We start from the raw sequence: 26,649 nt of genomic DNA on the forward strand, positions 1-26,649 counted from the left end.
CCTGCGTAGCCGCTACTTCGTACCCGTCCTGCGGGCCACGGCCGCCTTCACCAGTCCCGCGAAGAGCGGGTGCGGGCGGGTCGGGCGGGACCGCAGCTCCGGGTGCGCCTGGGTGGCGACCAGGTAGGGGTGGACCTCGCGCGGGTATTCGACGTACTCGACCAGCTTGTTGTCCGGGGAGGTGCCGGAGAAGACCAGTCCGGCCTTCTTCTCCAGCTCGCCGCGGTAGGCGTTGTTGACCTCGTAGCGGTGGCGGTGGCGCTCCTCGACGTACGGCTCGCCGTCGTACGCCTCGCGGACCAGCGAGCCCTCGGCCAGCTTCGCCGGGTAGAGGCCGAGCCGCATGGTGCCGCCCAGGTCACCGGCGCCCTCGACGTACGCCAGCTGCTCCTCCATCGTCGAGATGACGGGGTGCGCGGTGGCCGCGTCGAACTCGGTGGAGTTGGCGTCCGCGATCCCCGCGAGGTTGCGGGCGGCCTCGACGACCACGCACTGGAGGCCCAGGCACAGGCCCAGCAGCGGAATCCGGTGCTCACGGGCGTACTGGATGGCACCGACCTTGCCGTTCACACCGCGCTCGCCGAATCCGCCCGGGATGACGATCCCGTCGACGTCGGCGAGCTGCTTCCCGGCGCCCGCCTGCGTCTTGCAGTCGTCCGAGGTGACCCATTTGACCTTGACCCGGGCCCGGTTGGCGAAGCCGCCGGCGCGCATCGCCTCGGTGACCGAGAGGTAGGCGTCGGGGAGGTCGATGTACTTGCCGACGAGCGCGACGGTGACCTCGTGGTCGGGGTTGTGGACGCGGTCGAGCAGGTCTTCCCACTGCGTCCAGTCGACGTCGCGGAACGGCAGGTCGAGCTTGCGCACGACGTAGGCGTCCAGCCCCTCGGTGTGCAGCACCTTCGGGATGTCGTAGATCGACTTGGCGTCCGGGCAGGCCACCACGGCGGTCTCGTCGACGTCGCACATCAGCGAGATCTTGCGCTTGATGGCGGTCGGCACCTCACGGTCGGCGCGCAGCACGATGGCGTCCGGCTGGATACCGATGTTGCGCAGCGCGGCGACCGAGTGCTGGGTGGGCTTGGTCTTCAGCTCGCCGGAGGGGCCGATGTACGGCAGCAGCGAGATGTGCACGACGAAGACGTTGTCCCGGCCGACCTCGTGACGGACCTGGCGGACGGTCTCCAGGAACGGCAGCGACTCGATGTCACCGACCGTGCCGCCGACCTCGGTGATCACGACATCGACGTCCTCGGCCGCCATGCGGCGGATGCGGTGCTTGATCTCGTTGGTGATGTGCGGGATGACCTGGACGGTGTCGCCCAGGTACTCCCCGCGCCGCTCCTTGGCGATGACCTGCGAGTACACCTGGCCGGTCGTGACGTTGGCCGAGCCGTCCAGGTCCACGTCGAGGAACCGCTCGTAATGGCCGATGTCGAGGTCGGTCTCGGCGCCGTCGTTGGTGACGAACACCTCACCGTGCTGGAACGGGTTCATCGTGCCGGGATCGACGTTCAGGTACGGGTCGAGCTTCTGCATCGTGACCCGCAGGCCCCGCGCCTTGAGCAGGGCACCCAGGCTGGAGGCAGTCAGACCCTTGCCGAGGGAGGAGGCGACACCCCCGGTGACGAAGATGTGCTTGGTCGTCGTGGATGTGGGCTGCATAGCCAAAGGGGGCTCCCGTGGTCGCGATAGTGGGTGCGTACCGGCTCACCGAACCGGAGATTCCGGAGGTGCCGTCGCTGCGGTTCGGGGGCCTCGTTCGCTGACGCGGACGACCACCGGTCCACGGGCCACCAGGGTATCAGCGACGACAGGAGGCCGCTTCCGGCCATATCTGCCACACTCTCCCCCAGGTGATCAGGGCGTCCCGAATGCTCCCCACCCGTTCGGCTCAGAGATCTTCTCCGGACCGTGGCACGGATCACCCGGGTGCGTCGTATCCTGCTCGGACACTCGCGCCGAGCCGGCCGGCCAGCGGCACCACAACAGCCCGCTCACCGGTGCAGGAGCTCGTCGATTTCCCTAAACGAACCCTTGCAACCACCCTTGACCTTGCAGTAAGAGCCCTTCGGGGCGACATGGCCGTTCGACTGGAGACGCACGTGGCCGGGCGCATCGAGGATTACGCACTCATCGGAGACATGCAGACCGCCGCCCTGGTCTGCCGGGACGGCACAGCGGACTGGCTGTGCCTTCCCCGCTTCGACTCACACGCCGTCTTCGCGGGGCTTCTGGGCACCGAGGAACACGGCTTCTGGCGCCTGGGCCCGGCGTTCGCGGAGGGGGCACAGCCACCCGCCGCGGACCGGCGGCGCTACCGGGGGGACTCCCTCGTACTGGAATCGGAGTGGGACACCCCGCGCGGCACGGTCAGGGTGACCGATTTCATGCCGCCGCGTGACGGTGCCCCCCAGCTGATCCGCATCGTGGAAGGGGTCAGCGGCCGTGTGCCGATGCGCTCCGAGCTGCGGATGCGGTTCAGCTACGGCCGGGTGACGCCCTGGGTCCACAAGGTCGGCGACCGTACGGTCGCCGTCGCGGGCCCGGACTCGGTCTGGCTGGACACCCCCGCCGACACCTACGGCGAGAACCTGACCACCTACTCCGACTTCACCGTGGCGCCGGGCGACCGGGTGGCCTTCACCATCAGCTGGCAGGCGTCGCACCAGAAGCCCCCCGCCCTGCCGGACCCGGAGGGTTCGCTGGAGGCGACCGAGGACTTCTGGCGCGAATGGGTCGACCAGTGCACGTACCACGGCCCCTACCGCGAGGCCGTGGTCCGCTCGCTGATCACGCTGAAGGCCCTGACGTACGCGCCGACCGGCGGCATCGTCGCCGCGCCGACCACCTCCCTGCCGGAGGAGATCGGGGGCGTACGGAACTGGGACTACCGCTACACCTGGCTGCGCGACGCCGCGATCACGCTCTCCTCGCTGCTGCGCACCGGCTACCGCGAGGAGGCGCGCGCCTGGCGCGAGTGGCTGCTGCGGGCCGTCGCCGGCGATCCGGAGAACCTCCAGATCATGTACGGCATCGCGGGCGAGCGTGAGCTGGGCGAGGCCGAGCTGGACTGGCTGCCCGGTTACGAGGGCTCCGGTCCGGTCCGGGTCGGCAACGGCGCGGCGGGCCAGCTCCAGCTCGATGTGTACGGCGAGGTCACCGAGGCCCTGCACCTGGCCCATATGACCGGCCTGACCCGCAACGACTACGCCTCGGTGCTCCAGCTGAAGCTGATCAGCTACCTGGAGAAGCACTGGTACGAGCCGGACGAGGGCATCTGGGAGGTGCGCGGGCCGCGCCGCCACTTCGTGCACTCGAAGGTGATGGCGTGGGTCGCGGTCGACCGCACGATCAAGCTGATCGAGTCCGGGGACGCGGACGGGCCGCTGGAGCGCTGGCGCGAGATGCGCGACGAGATCCACCGCACGGTCTGCGAGAAGGGCTACGACAAGGAGCGCAACACCTTCACCCAGTCGTACGGGTCGAAGGAGCTGGACGCGTCGCTGCTGCTGATCCCCCAGGTCGGATTCCTCCCACCGGACGACAAGCGGGTGATCGGCACGATCGAGGCGATCCAGCGCGAGCTGTCCACCGAGGACGGCTTCGTGCTGCGCTACCCGACCTCCGGCGAGGACGCGGGGGTGGACGGGCTGGAGGGGGACGAGGGCGCGTTCCTGGCCTGCTCGTTCTGGCTGGCGGACGATCTGGCGATGATCGGACGGGTCGACGAGGCGCGGAAGCTCTTCGAGAAGCTGCTGTCGCTCCGCAACGACCTGGGCCTGCTGGCGGAGGAGTGGGACGCCCGGCTCCAGCGGCAGGTGGGCAACTTCCCGCAGGCGTTCAGCCATGTGCCGCTGATCGACACGGCGCTGCGACTGACGGCGAGCGGGGCGTACGCCGGCTGACGGTGGCCCCGGCGGGCGCGACGCCGACGGGCGGCGCGTCCCGCCGGGGCTTCCGTGTCGTCCGGCCGCCGGGCAGACGGCGGCGGGCGCCGCGCTCAGCATCCGCGGGGCAGCAGTGGGCAGGTCAACTCGTCGTAGACGCTGAGGACATGAGCGATCGTGTCGTCCTCGGTCGGCCATCTCGCCGCCTGTTCGCGGCCCGCCGCGGTAAGTCCGGCGCGCCGCTCCGGGTCGGCGAGCAGCCGTACGACGGTACGGGCCAGCACCTCGGCGTCCCCGTACGGAACGAGTTCCGCGCCGTCACCGACGAGTTCGGGCACTCCGCCGACCGCGGTGGCGACCAGCGGTACGCCCAGCCGCAACGCCTCCTGGGCCACCTGGGAGCGGGCCTCCCAGCGGCTGGGCAGAAGCGCGAGGTCGGCCGCCGCGAGGAGTTCGGCGGCGTCTTCCCGCTCCCCGACGAGCGACACGGGCAGGTCCTCGTCCCGGATGCGCCGTTGCAGGGCGCCCCGCTCACGCCCCTCCCCCGCGATGACCAGCAGGGGCACCGGATCGAGCGCGCGCCACAGCCGGGCGGCGTCGAGCAGCGCGTCGAAGCCGTGGTCGGGTACGAGTCTGCCGATGGACATCAGTAACGGCCGCTCCACGGCGCCGAGTTCCGCCCGTGCCTTGCCGTCGTGGACGTTCCCGGGCGATCGGTGCGCGGGGGCGGCGACCGGCGCGAGGCGGGCGTCGCGCGCCCCCCTGCGGCGGGCCAGATCGACCAGTTCCGACGACGTACCGAGCACCACGGCCGCCCCTCGGGCCACCTTGCGCTCCATCAGGCGCACCATCCCGGCCCGTACGCCCTCGGTGTGGGCACGGGTGTGCCAGGTGACGACCTGGGGGGTGCCGCGTCCGGCCACCGCGAGGCCGGTGCGCACGGCGGCGTGCAACCCGTGCGCGTGGACGACGTCGGCGCCCGCGCACGCGGCGCGCAGCGCGGCGAGGGCGGCGGGATCTCCGCGCCGGGGCACGGGAACGAAGCGAGCCCCGGTGGCGGGGAAGTCATGGGCGCGATCGGGATCGGCGGGGGCGCAGACGGTGACCTGCACGCCCCGCGCCACCAGCCCCGCGGCCAGCGAGCTGACGTGGGCACTGCTGCCCGCGCTGCCGCCGCCCAGGACTTGGACCGTACGCAGCTGTGACACGTTCAATGGCTCCCGGGGGTCCCGAGTCGGCGGTATGTACGTCGCCAAGGATGCCAGCACGTACGGGCGTTCCGGCACCTTCGTGCCACGGTTGGCGGGACCTGTGCGGTCCGGACGCGCCCCCTCGTACCCGCAGGGGTGAGATGTACGGCGTGGTGTTGCCCCACCGGCGCACCTGGGGGGCCGGGCCGTGCGCCGCCCGGTCCGGCCGCCCGTGCCGCCGCGCGAACACGCTCCGGCGTACGCCCCCTCGCCCATGGCTGTACGCCGCCCCCGCGCCACACCGGCGTGCGCCCCACGAGAGCCGTACATCCCGCACCGAACGACCGGGATGGCGGAGGGACGGGTGATGCTCCGCCGTCCCGCACCTGTGTGCCCGGCGCCACCGTGTCCCGCCGCGCGCACCCTCGCGGGGGCTCCATCACGCGGCCACCAGGGCTGAGGGGAGGCGCGCGGCGCGTACACCCCGCCACCCAGGGCTGAGGGGGTGTACGCACGGCGCGTACACCCCCTCAGCCCCATGTACGCGCCGACCCCGTACGCGCGCGCCGGGCCCTCAGCCGTCCGCCCGCGCCGTCGCGAGCAGCTCCTCCGCGTGCGCCCGGGCCGTCTCCGAGTCCTCCTGCCCCGCGAGCATCCGGGACAGTTCACGGACCCGGTCCTCGCCCTCCAGCGCCGTGACCCCGCTCCTGGTCACCGAGCCGTCGACCGTCTTCTCGACCAGCAGCTGCCGGTCGGCGAACGCGGCCACCTGCGGCAGATGGGTCACCACGACCACCTGCGCGGACTTCGCGAGTTTCGCCAGGCGCCGGCCGACCTCCACGGCCGCCTTGCCGCCGACACCCGCGTCGACCTCGTCGAAGAGGTACGTCGGTACGGGGTCCGAGCCCGCGAAGACCACCTCGACCGCGAGCATCACCCGGGAGAGTTCACCGCCGGAAGCGCCCTTGGCGATCGGCCGGGGCTGGGCGCCGGGGTGCGGGGCCAGCAGCAGTTCCACCTCGTCGGCGCCGGACGGACCGTACGTCACGCTCCGCCCGCCGATGTCGATGCCGGACGCCTCGCCGGACGCCTCGGTCTGCCGGATGTCGAACGAGACCCGGGCGTGCGGCATGGCCAGCGAGGCCAGTTCCGCGGTGACCGCCTCGGCGAACTTCGCGGCCGCCTCGGTCCGGGCATCGGTCAACGCCTGGCCCAGCGCGGAGAGTTCGGACCGCAGCGCGTCCCGTTCCGCGGTCAGCTCGCCGATCCGGTCGTCGTCGCCCTCCAGCTCGGTGAGCCTGGCGACCCCGTCCTCCGCCCAGGCCAGCACGGCCGTGACGTCCTCGCCGTACTTGCGGGTGAGCGCGGTCAGTGCCGCCCTTCGCTCCTCCACGGCGGCGAGCCGCAGCGGATCGGCGTCGAGCTGGTCGGCGTACCCGGCCAGCTCCCCCGCCACATCGCTGAGCAGGATGGAGATCTCGCCGATCCGGTCGGCGAGCGCGGCCAGCGCCGGGTCGTGGGCACGGACCCCGTCCAGGTACTGCCCGGCCGCGGCGACCACGGAGGTGGCGTCCACACCCTCGGGGTCCTCGGGGTCGCCCGCGAGCGCGGTGTGCGCGAGGGCCGCCGCGGAGGCGAGGGCTTCGGCATGGCCCAGACGTTCGGCCTCGGCGGCGAGTTCGGTGTCCTCGCCGGGCAGCGGTTCGACCCCGCCGATCTCGCCCAGCCCGAACCGCAGGAGGTCCGCCTCCTGGGCGCGTTCGCGGGCCCGGACGGTCAGTTCGTCGAGCTGCGTGGTGATCGCCCGCAGGCGCCGGTAGGCCGTCGCGTACGCGGCGTGCGGCACGGCGACGGCCTCGCCCGCGTACCGGTCGAGGGCCTGTCGCTGCCGGGCGGGTTTGAGCAGCCCCTGCTGATCGGTCTGGCCGTGCACGGCGACGAGTTCGTCGGCGAGTTCGGCCAGCACGCCCACCGGCACGGATCTGCCGCCGAGGTGGGCCCGGGAGCGCCCCTCGGCGGAAACGGTACGGCTGATCAGCAGCGCGCCGTCCTCGATCTCCGCCCCGGCCTCCTCCGCCCGTACCGCCACCGCGTCGCCGTCGGACACCGTGATCCGGCCCTCGACGACCGCGGCCTTGGCGCCGATCCGCACCAGGGCGGGATCGGCTCGTCCGCCGAGCAGCAGCCCCAGGCTGGTGACGACCATGGTCTTACCCGCGCCGGTCTCACCGGTGACCGCGGTGAAGCCGGGCGACAGCTCGACCACCGCGTCGTCGATGACCCCGAGCGACCGTATGCGCATCTCCTCCAACACGCACATGACCATACGAGGTTTCCTGCCCGCCGTGCGACGGCCCCCGGTCCCGGGTTCACTCTCCCGGGCGGTGGCGGGCCACCGGGGACGGGCCCCGGCGCTCAGTTCGGCGCGCCCCGCCACCCGGAGACGGGCAGGGCGAACTTGGCGACCAGCCGGTCCGTGAACGACGCCTGGTGGAGCCGCGCCAGCCGTACCGGCACCGCGCCCCGCCGCACCTCCACCCGCGCCCCGGCGGGCAGTTCGACGGTCCTGCGGCCGTCGCACCACAGCACCCCGTGCGGGGTGTGCGGCTGCACCTCCACGGCCAGCACCGACGTGGGCGACGTCACCAGCGGCTTGGCGAACAGCGCGTGGGCGCTGATCGGCACCATGAGCAGCGCCTCGACCTCGGGCCAGACCACGGGACCGCCCGCCGAGAAGGCGTAGGCGGTCGAGCCGGTCGGTGTGGCGCAGACGATGCCGTCGCAGCCGAAGCCGGTCACCGGACGGCCGTCGATCTCCAGCACGACCTCCAGCATCCGCTCGGGCGACACCTTCTGCACGGCCGCCTCGTTGAGCGCCCAGTCGGTGTGGACGACGTCGCCGTTGCTGTGCACGACGACGTCGAGCGTCATCCGTTCCTCGACGGTGTACGCCCGGGTGACGACCCGGTTCACCACCTTGTCCAGGTCGTCCCGCTCGGCCTCGGCGAGGAATCCGACGCGGCCGAGGTTGACGCCCAGCATGGGCACTCCCGACGCCCGGGAGAACTCCGCGCCGCGCAGCAGCGTCCCGTCGCCGCCGAGCACGATCAGCAGTTCGCACCCGTCGACCGCCTCGTGGGTGTCCGCCGTCACCTTCTCGACGGACGGCGGCAGCGGCAGATCGGCCGCCTCCGTGGCCAGCACCCGCACACCGAGACCGCTGCGCAGCAGCCCCTGCACGACGAGTTCGGCGCTGCGGATCGCGGCCGGACGGCCGGTGTGCGCCAGCAGGAAGACAGTTCGTGCCGTATTCGTCGCGTTCGTCGTCAACTCGGCCCCTCCGCCACTGCACGGTCGACATCCGCGGGATCGAGTTCAGGTGCCCCGGCCCGCAGCCACAGAAAGTACTCGACATTGCCCGACGGCCCGGGCAGCGGGCTGGCCGTCACGCCCCGCACCCCCAGGCCGAGCGCCCAGGCCCGGCGTGCCACCTCCCGCACCGCTTCTGCACGCAGTTCGGGGCTCCGGACCACGCCGCCGCTGCCGAGGCGTTCCTTGCCCACCTCGAACTGCGGTTTGACCATGAGGACGAGGTCCGCGCCGGGGGCCGCGCAGCGCGCGAGGGCGGGCAGGACGAGTCCCAGCGGGATGAACGAGAGGTCGCCGACCACCAGGTCCGCCGGCTTCCCGTCGATCGCCTCCAGGGTGAGTTCCCGCACATTGGTGCGGTCCTTGACGGTGACGCGGTCGTCCGACCGCAGCGACCAGGCGAGCTGCCCGTATCCGACGTCGACGGCGACGACATGGCCGACGCCGGCCCGCAGCAGTACGTCGGTGAAGCCGCCGGTGGACGCCCCCGCGTCCAGTGCCCGCCGCCCCTCGGTCCTCAGCCCCAGGGGTACGAAGGCGGCGAGGGCGCCCGCGAGCTTGTGGCCGCCGCGCGAGACGTACTCCGGGTCGGCGTCGTCCTTGCTGACGACGACCGCGGCGCTGGTCTCGACCTGGGTGGCGGGTTTGGTCGCGGTGTTGCCGCCGACGGTCACCCGCCGTGCGGCGATCAGCTGGCTCGCGTGCTCACGCGAGCGGGCGAGCTTTCGGCGCACCAGTTCGGCGTCGAGGCGGCGACGTGCCACTCCTGCCACGTTCGGTTCAGCTCCTGTTGTTGTACGGGGTGGTGTACGCGTTGTCGCCCGTGGGCGTCGGTGCGGGCACCGGCCCGGCCGCGGGCCGGGCGTCGAGCGCGGTCAACGCGTCGCGGAGCCCACGGTGTACATCCTCGTACACCTCGGTGTGTCCGTCCGCCGCCAGGTGGTCGGCGTCCGCCAGCCGCTCCAGCCGCGCGTCCACCTCGGCGTTGCCGGTGGGGGTGCGGGCCACGCCCAGCGGAGCCGGGGGCGCGGGCTCGTACGGGGACGCGGCGGGGCCGGTGTCCTCGTGACGTCCGCCGTCGGCAGGGGCGGGGTGCGGCGGCGTCTCCCGGGGGCCACCGGGCGCCTCGTCCGGCACGTCCCGGGGCACGCCGTCGGTCGTCCTCCCGGGCCCGGGCATCCAGTCGCTCATGCCGGAACGCTACCGCGAAGGGCTGCGGTAACGTCGATCACGATGGCGACCATGGCGGAGTGCCGCAGCGCCCTCGACAGGCTCTCGGAGCGGCTGGCGGGGGCCGACGGCGGTGTGCGCGGTGCGGCTGAGCTCGACCGCTCGATCAGCTGCCACCTCAGGGACCTCGGCGTCACGTTCACCGGCCGTCTCGGAAATGGCCGGTTCCGGGTGCTCGACACGGTGGAGGGGCCGCCACCTGGGAAGGCGCAGATCCGGCTCACCATGACCGGGGACGATCTGGTGGCGCTGGTGGACGGGCGGCTGAACTTCGCGAAGGCGTGGGCGTCGGGCCGGGTCCGCCTCGATGCGGGCTTCCGGGATCTGCTGAGGCTGAGATCACTGCTCTGACGGTGGCCGCGGGCCGTGGCCGGGACGGCCGCGCGTCCACCGGTGCCACGGCCTGAACCGTCGCGCCGGCTCCAACCACCCGCTCCGTCCCTCCGGCGCTCATCACCTACCGCTTGCCCGGTCCTGGTTCGGTTCAGCTTCCCGTGGCTCCCGCCGTGACGCCCGCCGCCGTCCTCCCGTCACGGCCGGTGCGCCGCTTGCGGGCCGCGGGCACGACCAGGGGCGTACCGGTCTCCGGGTCGTCGATGACCTGGCACCGCATCCCGAAGACCCGCTCCACCAGCTCGGCCGTGACGATGTCGGCGGGCGGCCCCTCCGCGACGATCTCGCCCTCGCGCATGGCGATGAGGTGGGTGGCGTACCGGGCGGCGTGGTTCAGGTCGTGCAGGACGGCGACCAGGGTGCGGCCCCGGCTCTCGTGGAGTTCGGCGCAGAGGTCGAGGACGTCGATCTGGTGCTGGATGTCGAGGTACGTCGTCGGCTCGTCGAGCAGCAGCAGCGGGGTCTGCTGGGCGAGTGCCATGGCGATCCAGACGCGCTGGCGCTGCCCGCCGGAGAGTTCGTCGACGTAACGCTCGCCGAGTTCGCCGATACCCGTCGACGCCATCGATTCCGCGACCACGCGCTCGTCCTCGGGGGACCACTGCCGCAGCAGCCCCTGGTGCGGGTAGCGGCCGCGGGCCACGAGGTCGGCGACGGTGATGCCGTCGGGCGCGATCGAGGACTGGGGCAGCAGCCCGAGGGTCTTCGCGACCTTCTTGGCGGGCAGCGTGTGGATGTTCTGCCCGTCCAGGAGCACCCGTCCCTGGCTGGGCTTGAGCATCCGGGAGAGGGCGCGCAGCAGGGTGGACTTGCCGCAGGCGTTGGGGCCGACGATGACCGTGAAGGAGTTGTCGGGGATCTCGACCGAGAGACTGTCGGTGATGATCCGCTGGTCGTAGCCGACGGTCACCGATTCCGCTGTGAGGCGTTGCATGGTCGTACTCCCGGGGTCGATGGTGCTGTTGGAGGGGCCCGGCCGCGCCGGGTCCGTGCCGCTTCGGGCGCGGGCTCTCATATGCGGCCCGCCTTGCGTTCGGTGACCAGGAGCCACAGCAGGTAGCAGCCGCCGAGGACACCGGTGACCACACCGACGGGCAGCTGGCGGTCGCCGAAGGCGTCCATCGCGATCCAGTCGGCGACCAGGAGCAGGGCGGCTCCCATGAAGGCGGCGGGCGCCAGATTGGGGCCGGGCGACCGGGTCAGCCTGCGGGCCAGTTGGGGGGCGCTCAGCGAGACGAAGGCGATGGGGCCGGCCGCGGCGGTGGCGACGGCGACGAGGAGCACGGCGGAGCCCATCAGGACCAGCCGGGCCCGTTCGACCCGGACGCCGAGGGCGTACGCGGCGTCGTCGCCCATCTCCATCGCCCGTAGCGCCCGCCCGTGGCCGAGCACCAGCGGGACGAGCAGGCCGCAGACCGCCAGCAGCGGCCAGACCTGGGCCCAGTCCCGGCCGTCCAGCGAACCGGTCATCCAGACGACGGCCCGCGTCGCGTCGACCAGATCGGCCTTGGTGATCAGGTAGTGGGTGGCCGCGGTGAGCATGGCCGCGGCGCCGATGCCGACGAGGACGAGCCGGTAGCCGTGCACCCCGCGCTTCCAGGCGAGCAGGTGGACGGCGATGCCGGTCAGTACGCCGCCGACGACTGCGCCGCCCGCGACGGCCGCGACCCCGCCCTGGAAGATCACGATGACGGTGAGCGCGCCGACGGTGGCGCCCTGGCCGAAGCCGAGCACGTCGGGGCTGCCGAGCGGGTTGCGGGAGATGGTCTGGAAGACGGCCCCGCCGATGCCGAGCGCCGCGCCGACGAGGAGGCCCACGAGGACTCTCGGCAGCCGCAGCCCGGTGACGATGAACTCCTGCTGGAAGGTTCCGTGACCGAACAGCGTGGTGACGACCTCGCCCGGTGTCATGGCGAAGTCGCCGCTGCCGATGAGCACGACCGCCGCTCCGGCCGCCACGGCGGCGAGCAGGACGACGACGAGACAGGTCCGCACGTCGAGCCGGAAGGAGATCCCGCCCGCCGTCCGTACCGCCCTCACCGACGCGGCGGCCCTCGCGGCCCGGTCCCGCTCCTCCGTCCCCGTCCGCTCCGCGGCCTCCTTCGCCTTCACAGCTGGGCCATCCTCTTGCGGCGTACGAGATGGATGAAGACGGGTCCGCCGAGCAGCGCGGTGACGATGCCGACCTGGAGTTCGGACGGCCGGGCGACGACCCGGCCGACCACGTCGGCGCCCAGCAGCAGCACGGGGGCGAGGACGGCCGCGTACGGCAGAATCCACCGCAGGTCGGGGCCGGTGATGGCGCGTACCAGGTGCGGGATCATCAGTCCGACGAAGACGATCGGCCCGCACGCGGCGGTCGCGGCGCCGCACAGCAGGGTGACTGCGAGCATCGCGAGCACCCGGGTCAGGTTCAGCCGGGCGCCCAGTGCCCTGGCCGTGTCGTCGCCCATCTCCAGGGCGTTGAGCGGCCGGGCGATGAGCAGCGCGAGCAGGACGCCGAGCGCGATGAACGGCCACACCTTGCCGACCGTCTCCATGTCGGCGGAGGCCAGCGATCCGACGGTCCAGAACCGGAGCCGGTCCAGGGCCGCCGAGTCCAGCAGTTGTACGGCGTTGACGTATCCGTACAGCGCCGCGGTGGCGGCGGTCCCGGCGAGCGCGAGCCGTACCGGGGTGGCGGCGCGGCTGCCGCCGAGGACGTACACCGCCACGGAGACGATCGCGGCGCCGAGGAACGCGAACCAGACATAGCCGGTCAGTGAGGTGACGCCGAAGAAGCTGATGGCGGAGACGACGGCGGCCGACGCCCCCGCGTTGACCCCCAGGAGTCCGGGTTCCGCCAGGGGGTTGCGGGTCAGGGCCTGCATCACCGCTCCGGCGAGGCCGAGCGCGGTGCCGACGATCAGCCCGAGCAGGGTCCGTGGCACCCGTACCTCCCGGACGAGTACGTCGGCGCCGGTCCCCGAGGAGTGGAACAGTCCGTGCCAGACATCGCCGAGCGGCAGTCCCTTGGCGCCGACCGCGATGCTCGCGAGGCAGACCAGGATCAGGGCGGCCACGGCGGCCACGAGCCCGCCGGCCCGGACCGCGCGGCGCTTGGCGGGCTCGGGGGCCGCAGGCGCTGCGCCCGCGCTCGGTTCTGGGGGACTGTCGACCAACACCTGGTTAGGTTAGCCTACCCTGCCACTTCACCCGTTCGGGTGGGTCGCGCAACCGGGGCCCCACGCCGTCCCCGTCCCGCTTTCCCGCCACTCGTCCCACAGGAACGCCCGGACCCGATCACGTACCCGAACAAGCCCCTACAGCCCGAGGGCGTCGATCGCCTTCCTCGCGTCCAGTCGGCAGCCGCCGTCCCCGGCCTCGGTCCAGGCCGCCGCGCACAGCGCCCGCAGCCCGTCCAGGGCGTCCCCCTCGCCGTCCAGCGTCAACGCGTCGCCGCTCACCCCGGCCGTCCAGCCACCGCACCGGTGTCCGTCCTCCACCGCGTCGACCTCGGGCTGCCCGGTCAGCAGGCCCCGCAGATCCCGGTCCACATACGTCGGCCGTCGCTCCGGCCCGGCGGCCAGCAGCTGAGCGGCGTCGGTGACCCCGGTGAGGACCAGCAGCGAGTCCACACCTCCGTTGAACGCCCCCTCGATGTCCGTGTCCAGCCGGTCCCCGACCACCAGGGGCCGCTTCGCCCCGGTCCGCAGCACCGTCTCCCGGTGCATCGGCGGCAGCGGTTTTCCGGCCACCTGCGGCTCGGCGCCGGTCGCGATCCGTACGACCTCCACCGCCGCCCCGTTGCCCGGTGCGATCCCCCGGGCGCTCGGGATGGTCAGGTCCGTGTTGGACGCGAACCACGGCACTCCGCCCGCGATCGCGTAGGCCGCCTCGGCGAACCTTCCCCACGCCATGTCGGGCCCGCCGTATCCCTGCGCCACCGCCACCGGTCCGTCGTCCGCGGACTCCACCGGCACCAGCCCGCGCTCCCGCAGGGCGACCTTCAGTCCCTCGCCGCCGACCACCAGCACGCGCGCCCCGGACGGCAGCTGATCGGCCATCAGCCGGGCCACCGCCTGGGCCGAGGTGATCACATCGGCGGCCTCCGCCGGCACCCCGAGATCGGTCAGGTGCCCGGCCACCGCGTCGGGAGTCCGCAGCGCGTTGTTCGTCACGTACGCGAGACGCATCCCGCCGTCCCGCGCCGTGCCCAGCGACTCCACGGCGTGGTCGATGGCGTGCCCGCCCGCGTACACCACCCCGTCGAGGTCCAGCAGGGCCGTGTCGTACGCCTCGTTCAGCGCGGTACCGCTGCCGCTCGGCCGGGTCCTGCTCCGCTGACTCATATGATGCGCTCCTCTTCCCAGGCTTCTCCCCCGATCATCGCGCATCGTCCGGACGCACATACGATGCAGCAATGAACACATCAGGTCGCGCAGATCAGGGACTGCGTCTGATCCCGTTCCGTGGACTGCGGTACGTCCCCGAGCGGGTCGGCAGTCTCGCCGCGGTGACCTCCCCCCCGTACGACGTGGTCGTACGGCCCGACGGGCTGCTGCACCTGGAGTCCGCGGACCCGCACAACATCGTCCGGCTGATCCTGCCGCACGCGGCCACCGCCGAGGTCCGCCACCGGCAGGCCGCCGAGACCCTGAACCGCTGGCTCGCCGAGGGCGTACTGGCCCCCGACCCCGAAGCCGCCCTCTACGTGTACGAACAGCGCGACGGCGAAATCCTGCAACGCGGTGTCATCGGGGCACTGGCGCTGTCCACCACCGAGGAGGGCGTCGTCCTCCCCCACGAGGACGTGATGGCGGACGTCGTCGAGGACCGCGCCGATCTGATGCGTACGACGGCCGCCCATCTGGAACCCCTGCTCCTCACCTACCGCGGCGAGGGCCGGCCGTCGGGCGCGACCGCAGCCGTCGAGCGGACCGTTCTGCGCACCCCGCTCCTGGCCACCACGACGGAGGACGGTTTCGGTCACCGGCTGTGGGCGGTCACGGACCCGGCCGAACAGGCCGAGATCCAGACAGATCTCGCCCGCCACCAGGCCCTGATCGCCGACGGCCACCACCGCTGGGCGACATATCTGCGGCTCCGCGAGGAGCACGACTCCCCCGGCCCCTGGGACTTCGGGCTGGTCCTCCTGGTCGACACGGTCCGCTACCCGCTGCGGGTCCGGGCCATCCACCGGCTGCTGCACGGCTTCCCCGTCGAGGACGCGCTCGCCGCGGTGAAGGGCCGGTTCCGCGTCCGCGACGTCGAGGGACCGCTGCCGCACGCCATGGCCGCGCTCGCGAAGGCCGCCGCCGAGGGCAACGCGTTCCTGCTGGCAGGGGACGGCGGATTCCATCTGGTCGACCGCCCCGACGAGGAGTTGCTGGCCCGCACGGTCCCGGCGGACCGCCCGGCCGCCTGGCGCACACTCGACGCGACGGTCCTGCACACGACTCTGCTCGACCGGATCTGGCGCATCCCCGACGCCCCGGAGCACATCGCGTACATCCACGACACCGCGGCGGCCGTCGAACAGGCGGAGCGCCATCACACGACAGCGGTCCTGATGCATCCGGTACGCGAGGAGATCGTCCGGGACCTGGCCCGGCAGGGCGTCACCATGCCGCGGAAGTCGACCTCGTTCGGTCCGAAGCCGGCCACCGGCCTGGTCCTGCGCAGCCTCACGACCGACTGACCTCCACCTGGCACGACAGAGGGGCGGCGCTCCTGTCGGGAGTGCCGCCCCTCTGTCATGCCTCACGCCTTGGCCGTACCGCCGGCCTCGTCGTCATCGTCATCGTCGTCGCTGCCGCGCTCGTCGGCGGCTTCCGCCCCGGACTCCTCGGCGTCCTCGCCGAGTGCGTCGACGAACTCGACGCCGTCCAGCTCCGCGAGCCGGTCGGAGGCGTCGGTGGAGCCGTCCTTGTCAGCCTCCAGCGCCTTGGCGAACCACTCCCGCGCCTCGTCCTCACGCCCCGCCGCCAGAAGCGCGTCGGCGTAGGCGTACCGCAGTCGCGGGGTCCACGGGTGTACGGAGTGGGAGGCCAGCTCCGAGCTCTGCAGGGTGACGATGGCGGCGTCGATCTGCCCCATGTCCCTGCGGGCCCCGGCGGCCACCAGCCGCATCTCCACCTGACCGGCCTTGTCCAGCTTCTGCACCTCGGGCTCACCGGCCATCGCCATCGCCCGCTCGGGCCGCCCGAGTCCACGCTCGCAGTCGGCCATCACGGGCCACAGGTCCACGGAGCCGGTCATCCGCCGGGTCGCCCGGAACTCCGCCAGCGCCTCGGCGTACTTCTGCGTCGCGTACGCGGCGAACCCGGCCGCCTCACGGACGGCGGCCACCCGCGAGGCCAGCCGCAGGGCGATACGGGAGTACGCGTACGCCTGGTCGGGGTCCTCGTCGATGAGGCGAGCCACCATGACGAGGTTCCTGGCGACGTCGTCGGCCAGGGTCTTCGGCAGGCTCATCAGCTCCTGACGGACGCTCTTGTCGATCTCGTCACCGGTGACGTCATCGGGGATGGGAAGCCGCTTGATCGGCTCGCGGTCCCGCTCGCGCTCGTCACGACGTCCGAAACCACCACGCTCCCGGTCGTCCCGCTGACCACGGTATCCACCGCGGTCGTCGTCGCGACGCGGCGGACGGCCACCGCCGGCACCACGACTGTCATCGCGCCGGAAGCCACCCCCACCGCTCCCGCCACCACGACTGTCATCACGACGGAACCCACCACCGCCACCGTGGTTGTCGTCATCGCGACGGGGCCCGCGCGGACGGTCATCGCGCCGCTCGAAACCACCACCGGAGCGCCCACCACGGTCGTCGTCCCGACGCGGCGGACGGCCACCGCCGGCACCACGACTGTCATCGCGCCGGAAGCCACCCCCACCACTTCCACCACCGCGGTTGTCATCCCGCCGGAACCCACCACCGGACGCGCCACCGGACCGGTTGTCGTCACGCCGGAACCCACCACCGGACGCACCACCGGACCGGTTGTCGTCACGACGGAAACCACCACCGGACGCACCACCGCTCCGGCTGTCATCCCGGCGGAAACCACCACCGGACGACGTACCACCACCGCGGTTGTCGTCGCGGCGGAAGCCACTCCCACCGCTCCCGCCACCTCGGCTGTCGTCACGACGGAACCCACCGCCGCCACCACGGTTGTCGTCATCGCGACGCGGCCCGCGCGGACGATCGTCACGCCGCTCGAAACCACCACCGGAACGCCCACCACGGTCATCACGACGGAACCCACCGCCGGCGCCGCCCCCACTGGGCCGACCGTCGTCACGACGGGGCCCGCGCGGACGGTCATCGCGCCGCTCGAAACCACCACCGGAACGCCCACCACGGTCGTCGTCCCGACGCGGCGCACGGTCGCCGCCACCACTGCGGCTGTCATCACGCCGGAAGCCACCCCCACCGCTCCCGCCACCACGACTGTCATCACGACGGAAACCACCACCGCCGCCACCACCACTGGGCCGACTGTCGTCGCGACGGAACCCACCGCCACCACCGGACCGGTTGTCATCACGACGGAACCCACCACCGGACGCACCACCGCTCCGGCTGTCGTCCCGGCGGAAACCACCGCCGCCGCCCGACCGGTTGTCATCCCGGCGGAAACCCCCACCGGGCGTACCGCCACCACGGTTGTCATCGCGCCGGAAGCCACTCCCACCGCTCCCGCCACCGCGGTTGTCGTCCCGACGGAAACCACCACCGCCGCCACCACCGCCGCCATTGGGCCGGCTGTCGTCACGGCGGAAACCGCCACGGTCATTGGTGTCCCGGCGCGGCCCGGCGGAGCGATCGTCGCGACCGCTACGGAATCCGCCCCTGTCACCGCCGTCCCGGCGACGCGGCTCGCGCTCCGAACGATCGTCGGGAGAGTTGGTGGGCATGGGGGTGACTCCTGTCTTCGGGTACTACAGACATTCTCGCGCGGCCAGTCTCCCGACGCGCTTCGGCAAATAAAAAAGGACCCTTGGTCCCAGCATGAACGCTGGGACCAAGGGTCCTTGAAAGATTGTTCGGCGGCGACCTACTCTCCCACAGGGTCCCCCCTGCAGTACCATCGGCGCTGAAAGGCTTAGCTTCCGGGTTCGGAATGTAACCGGGCGTTTCCCTAACGCAATGACCACCGAAACCCTATCGGGTTCTAGCGAACAAGCACACTTTTCAATTAAGTAGTGAAACTGTTCAACCGGTGCGACTGTTCGCAACCCGGGAACAACACAGTGGACGCGAGCAACTGAGGACAAGCCCTCGGCCTATTAGTACCAGTCAGCTCCACCCGTTACCAGGCTTCCACATCTGGCCTATCAACCCAGTCGTCTACTGGGAGCCTTAACCCCTCAAAGGAGGTGGGAATACTCATCTCGAAGCAGGCTTCCCGCTTAGATGCTTTCAGCGGTTATCCTTTCCGAACGTAGCCAACCAGCCATGCCCTTGGCAGGACAACTGGCACACCAGAGGTTCGTCCGTCCCGGTCCTCTCGTACTAGGGACAGCCCTTCTCAATATTCCTACGCGCACAGCGGATAGGGACCGAACTGTCTCACGACGTTCTAAACCCAGCTCGCGTACCGCTTTAATGGGCGAACAGCCCAACCCTTGGGACCGACTCCAGCCCCAGGATGCGACGAGCCGACATCGAGGTGCCAAACCATCCCGTCGATATGGACTCTTGGGGAAGATCAGCCTGTTATCCCCGGGGTACCTTTTATCCGTTGAGCGACGGCGCTTCCACAAGCCACCGCCGGATCACTAGTCCCGACTTTCGTCCCTGCTCGACCCGTCGGTCTCACAGTCAAGCTCCCTTGTGCACTTACACTCAACACCTGATTACCAACCAGGCTGAGGGAACCTTTGGGCGCCTCCGTTACTCTTTAGGAGGCAACCGCCCCAGTTAAACTACCCATCAGACACTGTCCCTGATCCGGATCACGGACCCAGGTTAGACATCCAGCACGACCAGAGTGGTATTTCAACGACGACTCCGCAACCACTGGCGTGGCCACATCACAGTCTCCCACCTATCCTACACAAGCCGAACCGAACACCAATATCAAACTATAGTAAAGGTCCCGGGGTCTTTCCGTCCTGCTGCGCGAAACGAGCATCTTTACTCGTAGTGCAATTTCACCGGGCCTATGGTTGAGACAGTCGAGAAGTCGTTACGCCATTCGTGCAGGTCGGAACTTACCCGACAAGGAATTTCGCTACCTTAGGATGGTTATAGTTACCACCGCCGTTTACTGGCGCTTAAGTTCTCAGCTTCGCACACCCGAAAGCGCACTAACCGGTCCCCTTAACGTTCCAGCACCGGGCAGGCGTCAGTCCGTATACATCGCCTTACGGCTTCGCACGGACCTGTGTTTTTAGTAAACAGTCGCTTCTCGCTGGTCTCTGCGGCCACCCCCAGCTCATGGAGCAAAGCCCAATCACCAGAAATGGCCCCCTTCTCCCGAAGTTACGGGGGCATTTTGCCGAGTTCCTTAACCATAGTTCACCCGAACGCCTCGGTATTCTCTACCTGACTACCTGAGTCGGTTTAGGGTACGGGCCGCCATGAAACTCGCTAGAGGCTTTTCTCGACAGCATAGGATCATCCACTTCACCACAATCGGCTCGGCATCAGGTCTCACCCTCCATGTTGCACGGATTTACCTGCACAACGGGCTACACCCTTACCCCGGGACAACCACCGCCCGGGCTGGACTACCTTCCTGCGTCACCCCATCGCTTACCTAATACAAGTCTGGATCGTCGGCTCCACCACTACCCTCAACTCCGAAGAGATCAGGCCGGCTTCACGGACTTAGCATCGCCTGATTCAGTACTGGGCGTTTCAAAGCGGGTACCGGAATATCAACCGGTTGTCCATCGACTACGCCTGTCGGCCTCGCCTTAGGTCCCGACTTACCCTGGGCAGATCAGCTTGACCCAGGAACCCTTAGTCAATCGGCGCACACGTTTCTCACGTGTGTATCGCTACTCATGCCTGCATTCTCACTCGTGAACCGTCCACAACTCGCTTCCGCGGCTGCTTCACCCGGCACACGACGCTCCCCTACCCATCCCAGCCCCCGTTAGGAGTACATGCTGAAATGACACGACTTCGGCGGTACGCTTGAGCCCCGCTACATTGTCGGCGCGGAATCACTTGACCAGTGAGCTATTACGCACTCTTTCAAGGATGGCTGCTTCTAAGCCAACCTCCTGGTTGTCTCTGCGACTCCACATCCTTTCCCACTTAGCGTACGCTTAGGGGCCTTAGTCGATGCTCTGGGCTGTTTCCCTCTCGACCATGGAGCTTATCCCCCACAGTCTCACTGCCGCGCTCTCACTTACCGGCATTCGGAGTTTGGCTAAGGTCAGTAACCCGGTAGGGCCCATCGCCTATCCAGTGCTCTACCTCCGGCAAGAAACACACGACGCTGCACCTAAATGCATTTCGGGGAGAACCAGCTATCACGGAGTTTGATTGGCCTTTCACCCCTAACCACAGGTCATCCCCCAGGTTTTCAACCCTGGTGGGTTCGGTCCTCCACGAAGTCTTACCTCCGCTTCAACCTGCCCATGGCTAGATCACTCCGCTTCGGGTCTTGAGCGCGCTACTAAAACGCCCTATTAGGACTCGCTTTCGCTACGGCTTCCCCACACGGGTTAACCTCGCAACACACCGCAAACTCGCAGGCTCATTCTTCAAAAGGCACGCAGTCACGACGCACCGAGCAAGCTCGATGCGCGACGCTCCCACGGCTTGTAGGCACACGGTTTCAGGTACTATTTCACTCCGCTCCCGCGGTACTTTTCACCATTCCCTCACGGTACTATCCGCTATCGGTCACCAGGGAATATTTAGGCTTAGCGGGTGGTCCCGCCAGATTCACACGGGATTTCTCGGGCCCCGTGCTACTTGGGAAATTCTCAAGCAAGCCGTTGATGTTTCAGCTACGGGGGTCTTACCCTCTACGCCGGACCTTTCGCATGTCCTTCGCCTACACCAACGGTTTCTGACTTGCCGACCAATCGGCAGATTGATCAAGAGAACTCCCACAACCCCGCATGCGCAACCCCTGCCGGGTATCACACACATACGGTTTGGCCTCATCCAGTTTCGCTCGCCACTACTCCCGGAATCACGGTTGTTTTCTCTTCCTGAGGGTACTGAGATGTTTCACTTCCCCTCGTTCCCTCCACACTGCCTATGTGTTCAGCAGCGGGTGACAGCCCATGACGACTGCCGGGTTTCCCCATTCGGACACCCCCGGATCAAAGCTTGGTTGACAGCTCCCCGGGGCCTATCGTGGCCTCCCACGTCCTTCATCGGTTCCTGGTGCCAAGGCATCCACCGTGCGCCCTTAAAAACTTGGCCACAGATGCTCGCGTCCACTGTGCAGTTCTCAAGCAACGACCAGTCACCCGTCACACACCGCTCGCGCGATGCTGTACCGGGGCCGGTGTCCGAAGGCGACCTGACGGCCGTACCTTCAGATACCCAACAGCGTGCCCGGACCGGTCAAACCCTCCTCACGTTCCACGCCGAAGCAGTACTAATGAACAAGACCCAACCAGACCGAATAGTCAACGTTCCACCCATGAGCTGACCACCGCCGGACAGATGCCGACGTAGTGGCTCTGGACCCCTCGCAGGGTCTAGATGCTCCTTAGAAAGGAGGTGATCCAGCCGCACCTTCCGGTACGGCTACCTTGTTACGACTTCGTCCCAATCGCCAGTCCCACCTTCGACAGCTCCCTCCCCACAAAGGGGTTGGGCCACCGGCTTCGGGTGTTACCGACTTTCGTGACGTGACGGGCGGTGTGTACAAGGCCCGGGAACGTATTCACCGCAGCAATGCTGATCTGCGATTACTAGCAACTCCGACTTCATGGGGTCGAGTTGCAGACCCCAATCCGAACTGAGACCGGCTTTTTGAGATTCGCTCCGCCTCACGACATCGCAGCTCATTGTACCGGCCATTGTAGCACGTGTGCAGCCCAAGACATAAGGGGCATGATGACTTGACGTCGTCCCCACCTTCCTCCGAGTTGACCCCGGCGGTCTCCTGTGAGTCCCCATCACCCCGAAGGGCATGCTGGCAACACAGGACAAGGGTTGCGCTCGTTGCGGGACTTAACCCAACATCTCACGACACGAGCTGACGACAGCCATGCACCACCTGTACACCGACCACAAGGGGGGCACCATCTCTGATGCTTTCCGGTGTATGTCAAGCCTTGGTAAGGTTCTTCGCGTTGCGTCGAATTAAGCCACATGCTCCGCTGCTTGTGCGGGCCCCCGTCAATTCCTTTGAGTTTTAGCCTTGCGGCCGTACTCCCCAGGCGGGGAACTTAATGCGTTAGCTGCGGCACCGACGACGTGGAATGTCGCCAACACCTAGTTCCCAACGTTTACGGCGTGGACTACCAGGGTATCTAATCCTGTTCGCTCCCCACGCTTTCGCTCCTCAGCGTCAGTAATGGCCCAGAGATCCGCCTTCGCCACCGGTGTTCCTCCTGATATCTGCGCATTTCACCGCTACACCAGGAATTCCGATCTCCCCTACCACACTCTAGCCTGCCCGTATCGACTGCAGACCCGGGGTTAAGCCCCGGGCTTTCACAACCGACGTGACAAGCCGCCTACGAGCTCTTTACGCCCAATAATTCCGGACAACGCTTGCGCCCTACGTATTACCGCGGCTGCTGGCACGTAGTTAGCCGGCGCTTCTTCTGCAGGTACCGTCACTTGCGCTTCTTCCCTGCTGAAAGAGGTTTACAACCCGAAGGCCGTCATCCCTCACGCGGCGTCGCTGCATCAGGCTTTCGCCCATTGTGCAATATTCCCCACTGCTGCCTCCCGTAGGAGTCTGGGCCGTGTCTCAGTCCCAGTGTGGCCGGTCGCCCTCTCAGGCCGGCTACCCGTCGTCGCCTTGGTAGGCCATCACCCCACCAACAAGCTGATAGGCCGCGGGCTCATCCTGCACCGCCGGAGCTTTCAACCCCATCCCATGCGGGACAGAGTATTATCCGGTATTAGACCCCGTTTCCAGGGCTTGTCCCAGAGTGCAGGGCAGATTGCCCACGTGTTACTCACCCGTTCGCCACTAATCCACCCCGAAAGGCTTCATCGTTCGACTTGCATGTGTTAAGCACGCCGCCAGCGTTCGTCCTGAGCCAGGATCAAACTCTCCGTGAATGTTTTCCCGTAATCGGGACACACATCACGAGAGCGGAACAACCGGTCGGAATAAGACCGGTCATCCACAGCGTCCTCGCTGTGTCATTGCCTGCCCCCAGCCACAAGGACCGGTGAACAGGACTTTCAAAGGAACCACCAACCTGCCGAAACAGGCCGGGGTATCAACATATCTGGCGTTGACTTTTGGCACGCTGTTGAGTTCTCAAGGAACGGACGCTTCCTTCGTACTCACCCTCTCGGGCTTTCCTCCGGGCGCTTCCCTTCTGTGCTTCCAACCTTACCAGACTCTTTTTCGTTCCGTTTCCGGTCCGAATTTGATTCCGGTGGCCTTTGGAGTGGCCTTTTGCCTTTCGGCGTGTCCACTACTTTAGCGGATTCCCCTGGCGGCACATAATCGAGCCGGTGAGTTCATATTTCGGCATGCCGAGACACTTACCCGTCAGGGTGATTCGTAGGTAGTGGTTGGCCGCTTCGAGATGTCCGGTGTGCGATCCGTGGGACCGCGCCGATCACAGTGCTCGTTTCAAGCGGCTCGGACCACATTAGGGGCCCGATAGGGGCGAGTCAAGTTGCGCGACGGCGTGGCGCGTGGGCGCGGTACGGACTCACGGTCGGATCACCGTCGATCCAGAAGCGCCACGGGTGCACGGCACCGTCGCCGCCCACCCCGGTCCGCGGGCCGCTGCGCACCAGGTCGCCGGGTGGCGGAGTGCCGTGCAGCACCGACAGGGGTGCACCTGGTCCGGCGATGACATCGGTGCCGTTCAGCGCCCGGTCGACGGCGAGCGCCGTGGCCAGCCGGGCCGGGCCCTTGGCCAGTTCTCCGTCATGACGGGCCGAAAGTCGACGCTTGCGAGTGAGGTCCGCGCCGACATGAATCTCGCCGGCCCTCAGCAGCACCCCGCTCGCCTTCCCCTCGGGTCCACAGACGAGGTTCAGGCAGTGCCACATGCCGTAGGTGAAGTAGACGTAGGCGTGACCCGGCGGACCGAACATCACGTCGTTCCGGGCCGTCCGGCCGCGGAAGGCGTGCGACCCGGGATCGATCTCGCCCGCGTACGCCTCGACCTCGGTGAGACGCAGTTCCATGACGCCCTCGTCGGTCGTCCGGACGAGAATCCGGCCCAGCAGGTCCGGCGCCACCTCCAGCACCGGACGGTCGAAGAATTCCCGCGGCAGCGGCGTACGTTCAAGGCCCTCGGTCATGGAGTCCGAGGGTACGGGAACCGATGGCGGCCATGACGCGTAAGTAGGGATCAGGACCTAGGAGGAGAAGACATGGGCTTCAAACGACTGCTCGCGAGCATGGGTGCGGGCGGTGCCTCGGTGGAGACCGAGCTGACCGGACCGGACGTCGTACCCGGCGGGGTCGTGCAGGGCGAGGTGCGCGTTCAGGGCGGATCGGTGGATCAGCGGATCGAAGGGCTCTCCGTCGGCCTCCAGGCCCGGGTCGAGGTCGAGGGCGGTGAGCAGGAGACCAAGCAGGACATCGAGTTCACCAAGCTGCGGCTCGGCGGCGCGTTCGAGGTGCGGGCCGGGGCCGTGCACGTGGTGCCGTTCGGTCTGGAGATCCCGTGGGAGACGCCGGTCACCACGTTCGCCGGTCAGCATCTGCACGGTATGAACATCGGTGTGACCACCGAGCTGGAGATCGCCCGCGCCCTGGACTCCGGCGACCTCGACCCGGTCAACGTGCACCCGCTGCCGGCGCAGCAGGCGATCCTGGACGCCTTCGGTGAACTCGGCTTCAGGTTCCGCAGCGCCGACATGGAACGCGGACACATCCGGGGCACGCGGCAGCGGCTGCCGTTCTACCAGGAGATCGAGTTCTTCCCGCCGGAGCGGTACCGGGGGCTGAACCAGGTCGAGCTGACGTTCGTCGCGGACGACCGTGAGATGGACGTCGTCCTGGAGATGGACAAGAAGCCGGGGCTGTTCAGCGAGGGCAGCGACTCGTACCGCTCGTTCCAGGTCGGTCTGTACGACTACGGGAACACCGACTGGGCCGGGTACCTCAACCAGTGGCTCGCCGAGGTCGGCGGTCGGCGCAACTGGCTGTGAGGACTCGTTAGGGTCGGTGGGAAGAGCCGTATCCGATCAGGAGGTACTGACGTGGCCGAGTCGAAGAGGCCGCCGCTGCCGCACGACTTCCATCCGGAGGTGCCGTCGTTCACGGTGGTGAGCGACGATCTGGCGCCGGGGGGTGTGCTGGCGGACGCCCAGGCGTTCGCCGGCGGGAACACCTCCCCTCAGCTGCGCTGGGAGGGGTTCCCGGCCGGGACGAAGAGTTTCGCCGTGACGTGCTTCGATCCGGACGCCCCGACGGGCAGCGGGTTCTGGCACTGGTCGGTCTTCGACATCCCGGCCACGGTCACGGAGCTTCCGGCGGGGGCGGGCAGCGGGAAGTCCGGTGCGCTGCCCGAGGGGGCCGTGCAGGTCCGTAACGACTACGGGACCAGGGAGTTCGGCGGCGCGGCGCCGCCGGCCGGGGAGAACCACCGCTACGTCTTCACCGTGTACGCGGTGGACAGCGAGAAGCTCGGTCCCGACAGCGACGCTTCGCCCGCCGCGGTCGGTTTCAATCTGCGGTTCCACACCCTCGGCCGCGCCCAGTTGATCGGTGAGTACGCGACTCCCGAGGAGGGCTGAGCGTTCGGCCATCTGTTTGCCCTGCCCTGGTCCTGGAGAGACCAGGGCAGGGCCTTTTTATTGCGTTGTCCATCACGGCGGGCCCGGACAGAGTTGATCCGGGCCCGCCGTCGGGCGGGCGGCACACGGGAGGTGGGCGGGATGCGGGACACGCTGGTTCTGAACGCGAGCTTCGAGCCACTGTCGACGGTGACCTCGAACCGCGCGGTGGTGCTGGTCCTCCAGGACAAGGCCGTCGTGGAGCAGGCGCACCCGGGGCTCCGGATGCGTGCCGCCGCTGTGGAGCTGCCGGTGCCGTTGGTGATCAGGCTCAGCCGGTACGTCCGGGTGCCGTTCCGAAGACAGGCGCCGTGGTCGAGGAGGGGCGTGCTGGTCCGGGACCAGCACCGGTGCGCGTACTGCGGGCGGCGGGCGACGACCGTGGATCATGTGGTGCCGCGCGCCCAGGGAGGTCAGGACACCTGGCTGAACACGGTGGCGTCCTGCTCCGAGGACAATCACCGGAAGGCGGCCCGGACGCCGGAGCAGGCGGGGATGCCTCTGCTGCGCGAACCCTTCGTGCCGTCACCCGCCGACGCGATGCTGCTGTCGCTCGGGGGCGGTGTCCGGCCGGTGCTGCCGGGATGGCTGGAGCGGTCCGCGGCGTAGCCGTCGGGTACGTGTGGTCGTCCGCGTGCTGTCGTACCGCGAGTCCGTCTCCGCGTCGCGGCGGGCTCCC

19 protein-coding genes and 3 rRNA genes are annotated in these 26,649 nt (G+C 68.9%); 6 read left to right on the top strand and 16 right to left on the bottom strand.

Translation table 11 applies throughout. The annotated features are described in order from the left end of the window. Nucleotides 1-12: 12 nt before the first annotated feature. Nucleotides 13-1,665 (bottom strand): CTP synthase, encoded by a 1,653-nt coding sequence (locus tag PZB75_RS04630; RefSeq protein ID WP_275534003.1) that lies wholly within the window; start codon nt 1,663-1,665, stop codon nt 13-15. 416 nt (nt 1,666-2,081) lie between these two features. On the opposite strand from PZB75_RS04630, the gene PZB75_RS04635 reads away from it, so the two are divergent. Continuing rightward, nucleotides 2,082-3,908, top strand: a complete 1,827-nt coding sequence (locus PZB75_RS04635; protein ID WP_275534004.1) for a glycoside hydrolase family 15 protein — start codon at nt 2,082-2,084, stop codon at nt 3,906-3,908. 95 nt (nt 3,909-4,003) lie between these two features. Here PZB75_RS04635 and PZB75_RS04640 read toward each other — a convergent pair whose 3' ends face one another. The 5 genes from PZB75_RS04640 to PZB75_RS04660 all read right to left on the bottom strand — a co-directional run bounded on the left by PZB75_RS04640 (nt 4,004) and on the right by PZB75_RS04660 (nt 9,640). Next, nucleotides 4,004-5,098, bottom strand: a complete 1,095-nt coding sequence (locus tag PZB75_RS04640) for a glycosyltransferase family 4 protein (RefSeq protein WP_275534005.1) — start codon at nt 5,096-5,098, stop codon at nt 4,004-4,006. A gap of 556 nt (nt 5,099-5,654) precedes the next feature. Continuing rightward, nucleotides 5,655-7,400, bottom strand: coding sequence for a DNA repair protein RecN (recN, locus tag PZB75_RS04645; RefSeq protein WP_275538586.1), 1,746 nt, complete (start codon nt 7,398-7,400; stop codon nt 5,655-5,657). Nucleotides 7,401-7,495: 95 nt separating this feature from the next. Beyond that, nucleotides 7,496-8,410, bottom strand: a complete 915-nt coding sequence (locus tag PZB75_RS04650) for an NAD kinase (protein ID WP_275534006.1) — start codon at nt 8,408-8,410, stop codon at nt 7,496-7,498. Next, nucleotides 8,407-9,222: a TlyA family RNA methyltransferase gene (locus PZB75_RS04655; RefSeq protein WP_275534007.1), complete on the bottom strand. Its 816-nt coding sequence runs from the start codon at nt 9,220-9,222 to the stop codon at nt 8,407-8,409. The genes PZB75_RS04650 and PZB75_RS04655 overlap by 4 nt, the downstream gene beginning before the upstream one ends. Before the next feature lie 7 nt (nt 9,223-9,229). Further along, a complete protein-coding gene (locus PZB75_RS04660; RefSeq protein ID WP_275534008.1) occupies nt 9,230-9,640 on the bottom strand; it encodes a hypothetical protein in 411 nt (136 codons plus the stop codon). A gap of 42 nt (nt 9,641-9,682) precedes the next feature. Between PZB75_RS04660 and PZB75_RS04665 the strand changes: the two genes are divergently transcribed. Further along, on the top strand, nt 9,683-10,030 hold the full coding sequence (locus tag PZB75_RS04665) for an SCP2 sterol-binding domain-containing protein (RefSeq protein ID WP_275534009.1): 348 nt from the start codon (nt 9,683-9,685) through the stop codon (nt 10,028-10,030). 133 nt (nt 10,031-10,163) lie between these two features. Here PZB75_RS04665 and PZB75_RS04670 read toward each other — a convergent pair whose 3' ends face one another. The 4 genes from PZB75_RS04670 to PZB75_RS04685 form a co-directional block, all read right to left on the bottom strand. Further along, nucleotides 10,164-11,006 (bottom strand): ABC transporter ATP-binding protein, encoded by an 843-nt coding sequence (locus tag PZB75_RS04670; protein WP_275534010.1) that lies wholly within the window; start codon nt 11,004-11,006, stop codon nt 10,164-10,166. Nucleotides 11,007-11,083: 77 nt separating this feature from the next. Further along, nucleotides 11,084-12,112, bottom strand: a complete 1,029-nt coding sequence (locus PZB75_RS04675) for an iron chelate uptake ABC transporter family permease subunit (protein WP_275538587.1) — start codon at nt 12,110-12,112, stop codon at nt 11,084-11,086. Between the two features lie 68 nt (nt 12,113-12,180). Then, nucleotides 12,181-13,236 carry an iron chelate uptake ABC transporter family permease subunit gene (locus tag PZB75_RS04680; protein ID WP_275534011.1) on the bottom strand — a complete coding sequence of 352 codons (1,056 nt, stop codon included), beginning with the start codon at nt 13,234-13,236 and terminating at the stop codon, nt 12,181-12,183. 138 nt (nt 13,237-13,374) lie between these two features. Further along, nucleotides 13,375-14,403, bottom strand: a complete 1,029-nt coding sequence (locus tag PZB75_RS04685; RefSeq protein ID WP_275534012.1) for an HAD hydrolase-like protein — start codon at nt 14,401-14,403, stop codon at nt 13,375-13,377. 71 nt (nt 14,404-14,474) lie between these two features. Here PZB75_RS04685 and PZB75_RS04690 point away from each other — a divergent pair, with 71 nt between their 5' ends. Then, nucleotides 14,475-15,752: a DUF1015 domain-containing protein gene (locus tag PZB75_RS04690; protein ID WP_275534013.1), complete on the top strand. Its 1,278-nt coding sequence runs from the start codon at nt 14,475-14,477 to the stop codon at nt 15,750-15,752. A 62-nt stretch (nt 15,753-15,814) separates the two neighbouring features. On the opposite strand, the gene PZB75_RS04695 is transcribed toward PZB75_RS04690, so the two are convergent. From PZB75_RS04695 to PZB75_RS04720, 6 genes are all read right to left on the bottom strand, one after another. Then, nucleotides 15,815-16,528 (bottom strand): tetratricopeptide repeat protein, encoded by a 714-nt coding sequence (locus PZB75_RS04695; protein WP_275538588.1) that lies wholly within the window; start codon nt 16,526-16,528, stop codon nt 15,815-15,817. After that, nucleotides 16,528-17,688, bottom strand: coding sequence for a hypothetical protein (locus PZB75_RS04700; protein ID WP_343286218.1), 1,161 nt, complete (start codon nt 17,686-17,688; stop codon nt 16,528-16,530). The genes PZB75_RS04695 and PZB75_RS04700 overlap by 1 nt, the downstream gene beginning before the upstream one ends. Before the next feature lie 416 nt (nt 17,689-18,104). Continuing rightward, nucleotides 18,105-18,221, bottom strand: a 5S ribosomal RNA gene (gene rrf / locus PZB75_RS04705). A 108-nt stretch (nt 18,222-18,329) separates the two neighbouring features. Next, nucleotides 18,330-21,455: ribosomal RNA gene (locus tag PZB75_RS04710) — 23S ribosomal RNA — on the bottom strand. A gap of 296 nt (nt 21,456-21,751) precedes the next feature. Further along, a 16S ribosomal RNA gene (locus PZB75_RS04715) occupies nt 21,752-23,279 on the bottom strand. The 16S, 23S and 5S rRNA genes sit together here, the layout of an rRNA operon. 567 nt (nt 23,280-23,846) lie before the next feature. Next, a complete protein-coding gene (locus tag PZB75_RS04720) occupies nt 23,847-24,488 on the bottom strand; it encodes a DNA-3-methyladenine glycosylase (RefSeq protein ID WP_275534014.1) in 642 nt (213 codons plus the stop codon). A gap of 72 nt (nt 24,489-24,560) precedes the next feature. On the opposite strand from PZB75_RS04720, the gene PZB75_RS04725 reads away from it, so the two are divergent. The 3 genes from PZB75_RS04725 (at nt 24,561) to PZB75_RS04735 (ending at nt 26,579) form a co-directional block, all read left to right on the top strand. Continuing rightward, nucleotides 24,561-25,343, top strand: coding sequence for a sporulation protein (locus PZB75_RS04725; RefSeq protein WP_275534015.1), 783 nt, complete (start codon nt 24,561-24,563; stop codon nt 25,341-25,343). A gap of 51 nt (nt 25,344-25,394) precedes the next feature. Further along, nucleotides 25,395-25,931 (top strand): YbhB/YbcL family Raf kinase inhibitor-like protein, encoded by a 537-nt coding sequence (locus PZB75_RS04730; RefSeq protein WP_275534016.1) that lies wholly within the window; start codon nt 25,395-25,397, stop codon nt 25,929-25,931. Between the two features lie 141 nt (nt 25,932-26,072). Then, a complete protein-coding gene (locus tag PZB75_RS04735) occupies nt 26,073-26,579 on the top strand; it encodes an HNH endonuclease (RefSeq protein ID WP_275534017.1) in 507 nt (168 codons plus the stop codon). The last annotated feature ends 70 nt before the right edge of the window (nt 26,580-26,649 follow it).

The organism is Streptomyces sp. AM 4-1-1 (assembly GCF_029167625.1).
GTDB lineage: Bacteria > Actinomycetota > Actinomycetes > Streptomycetales > Streptomycetaceae > Streptomyces.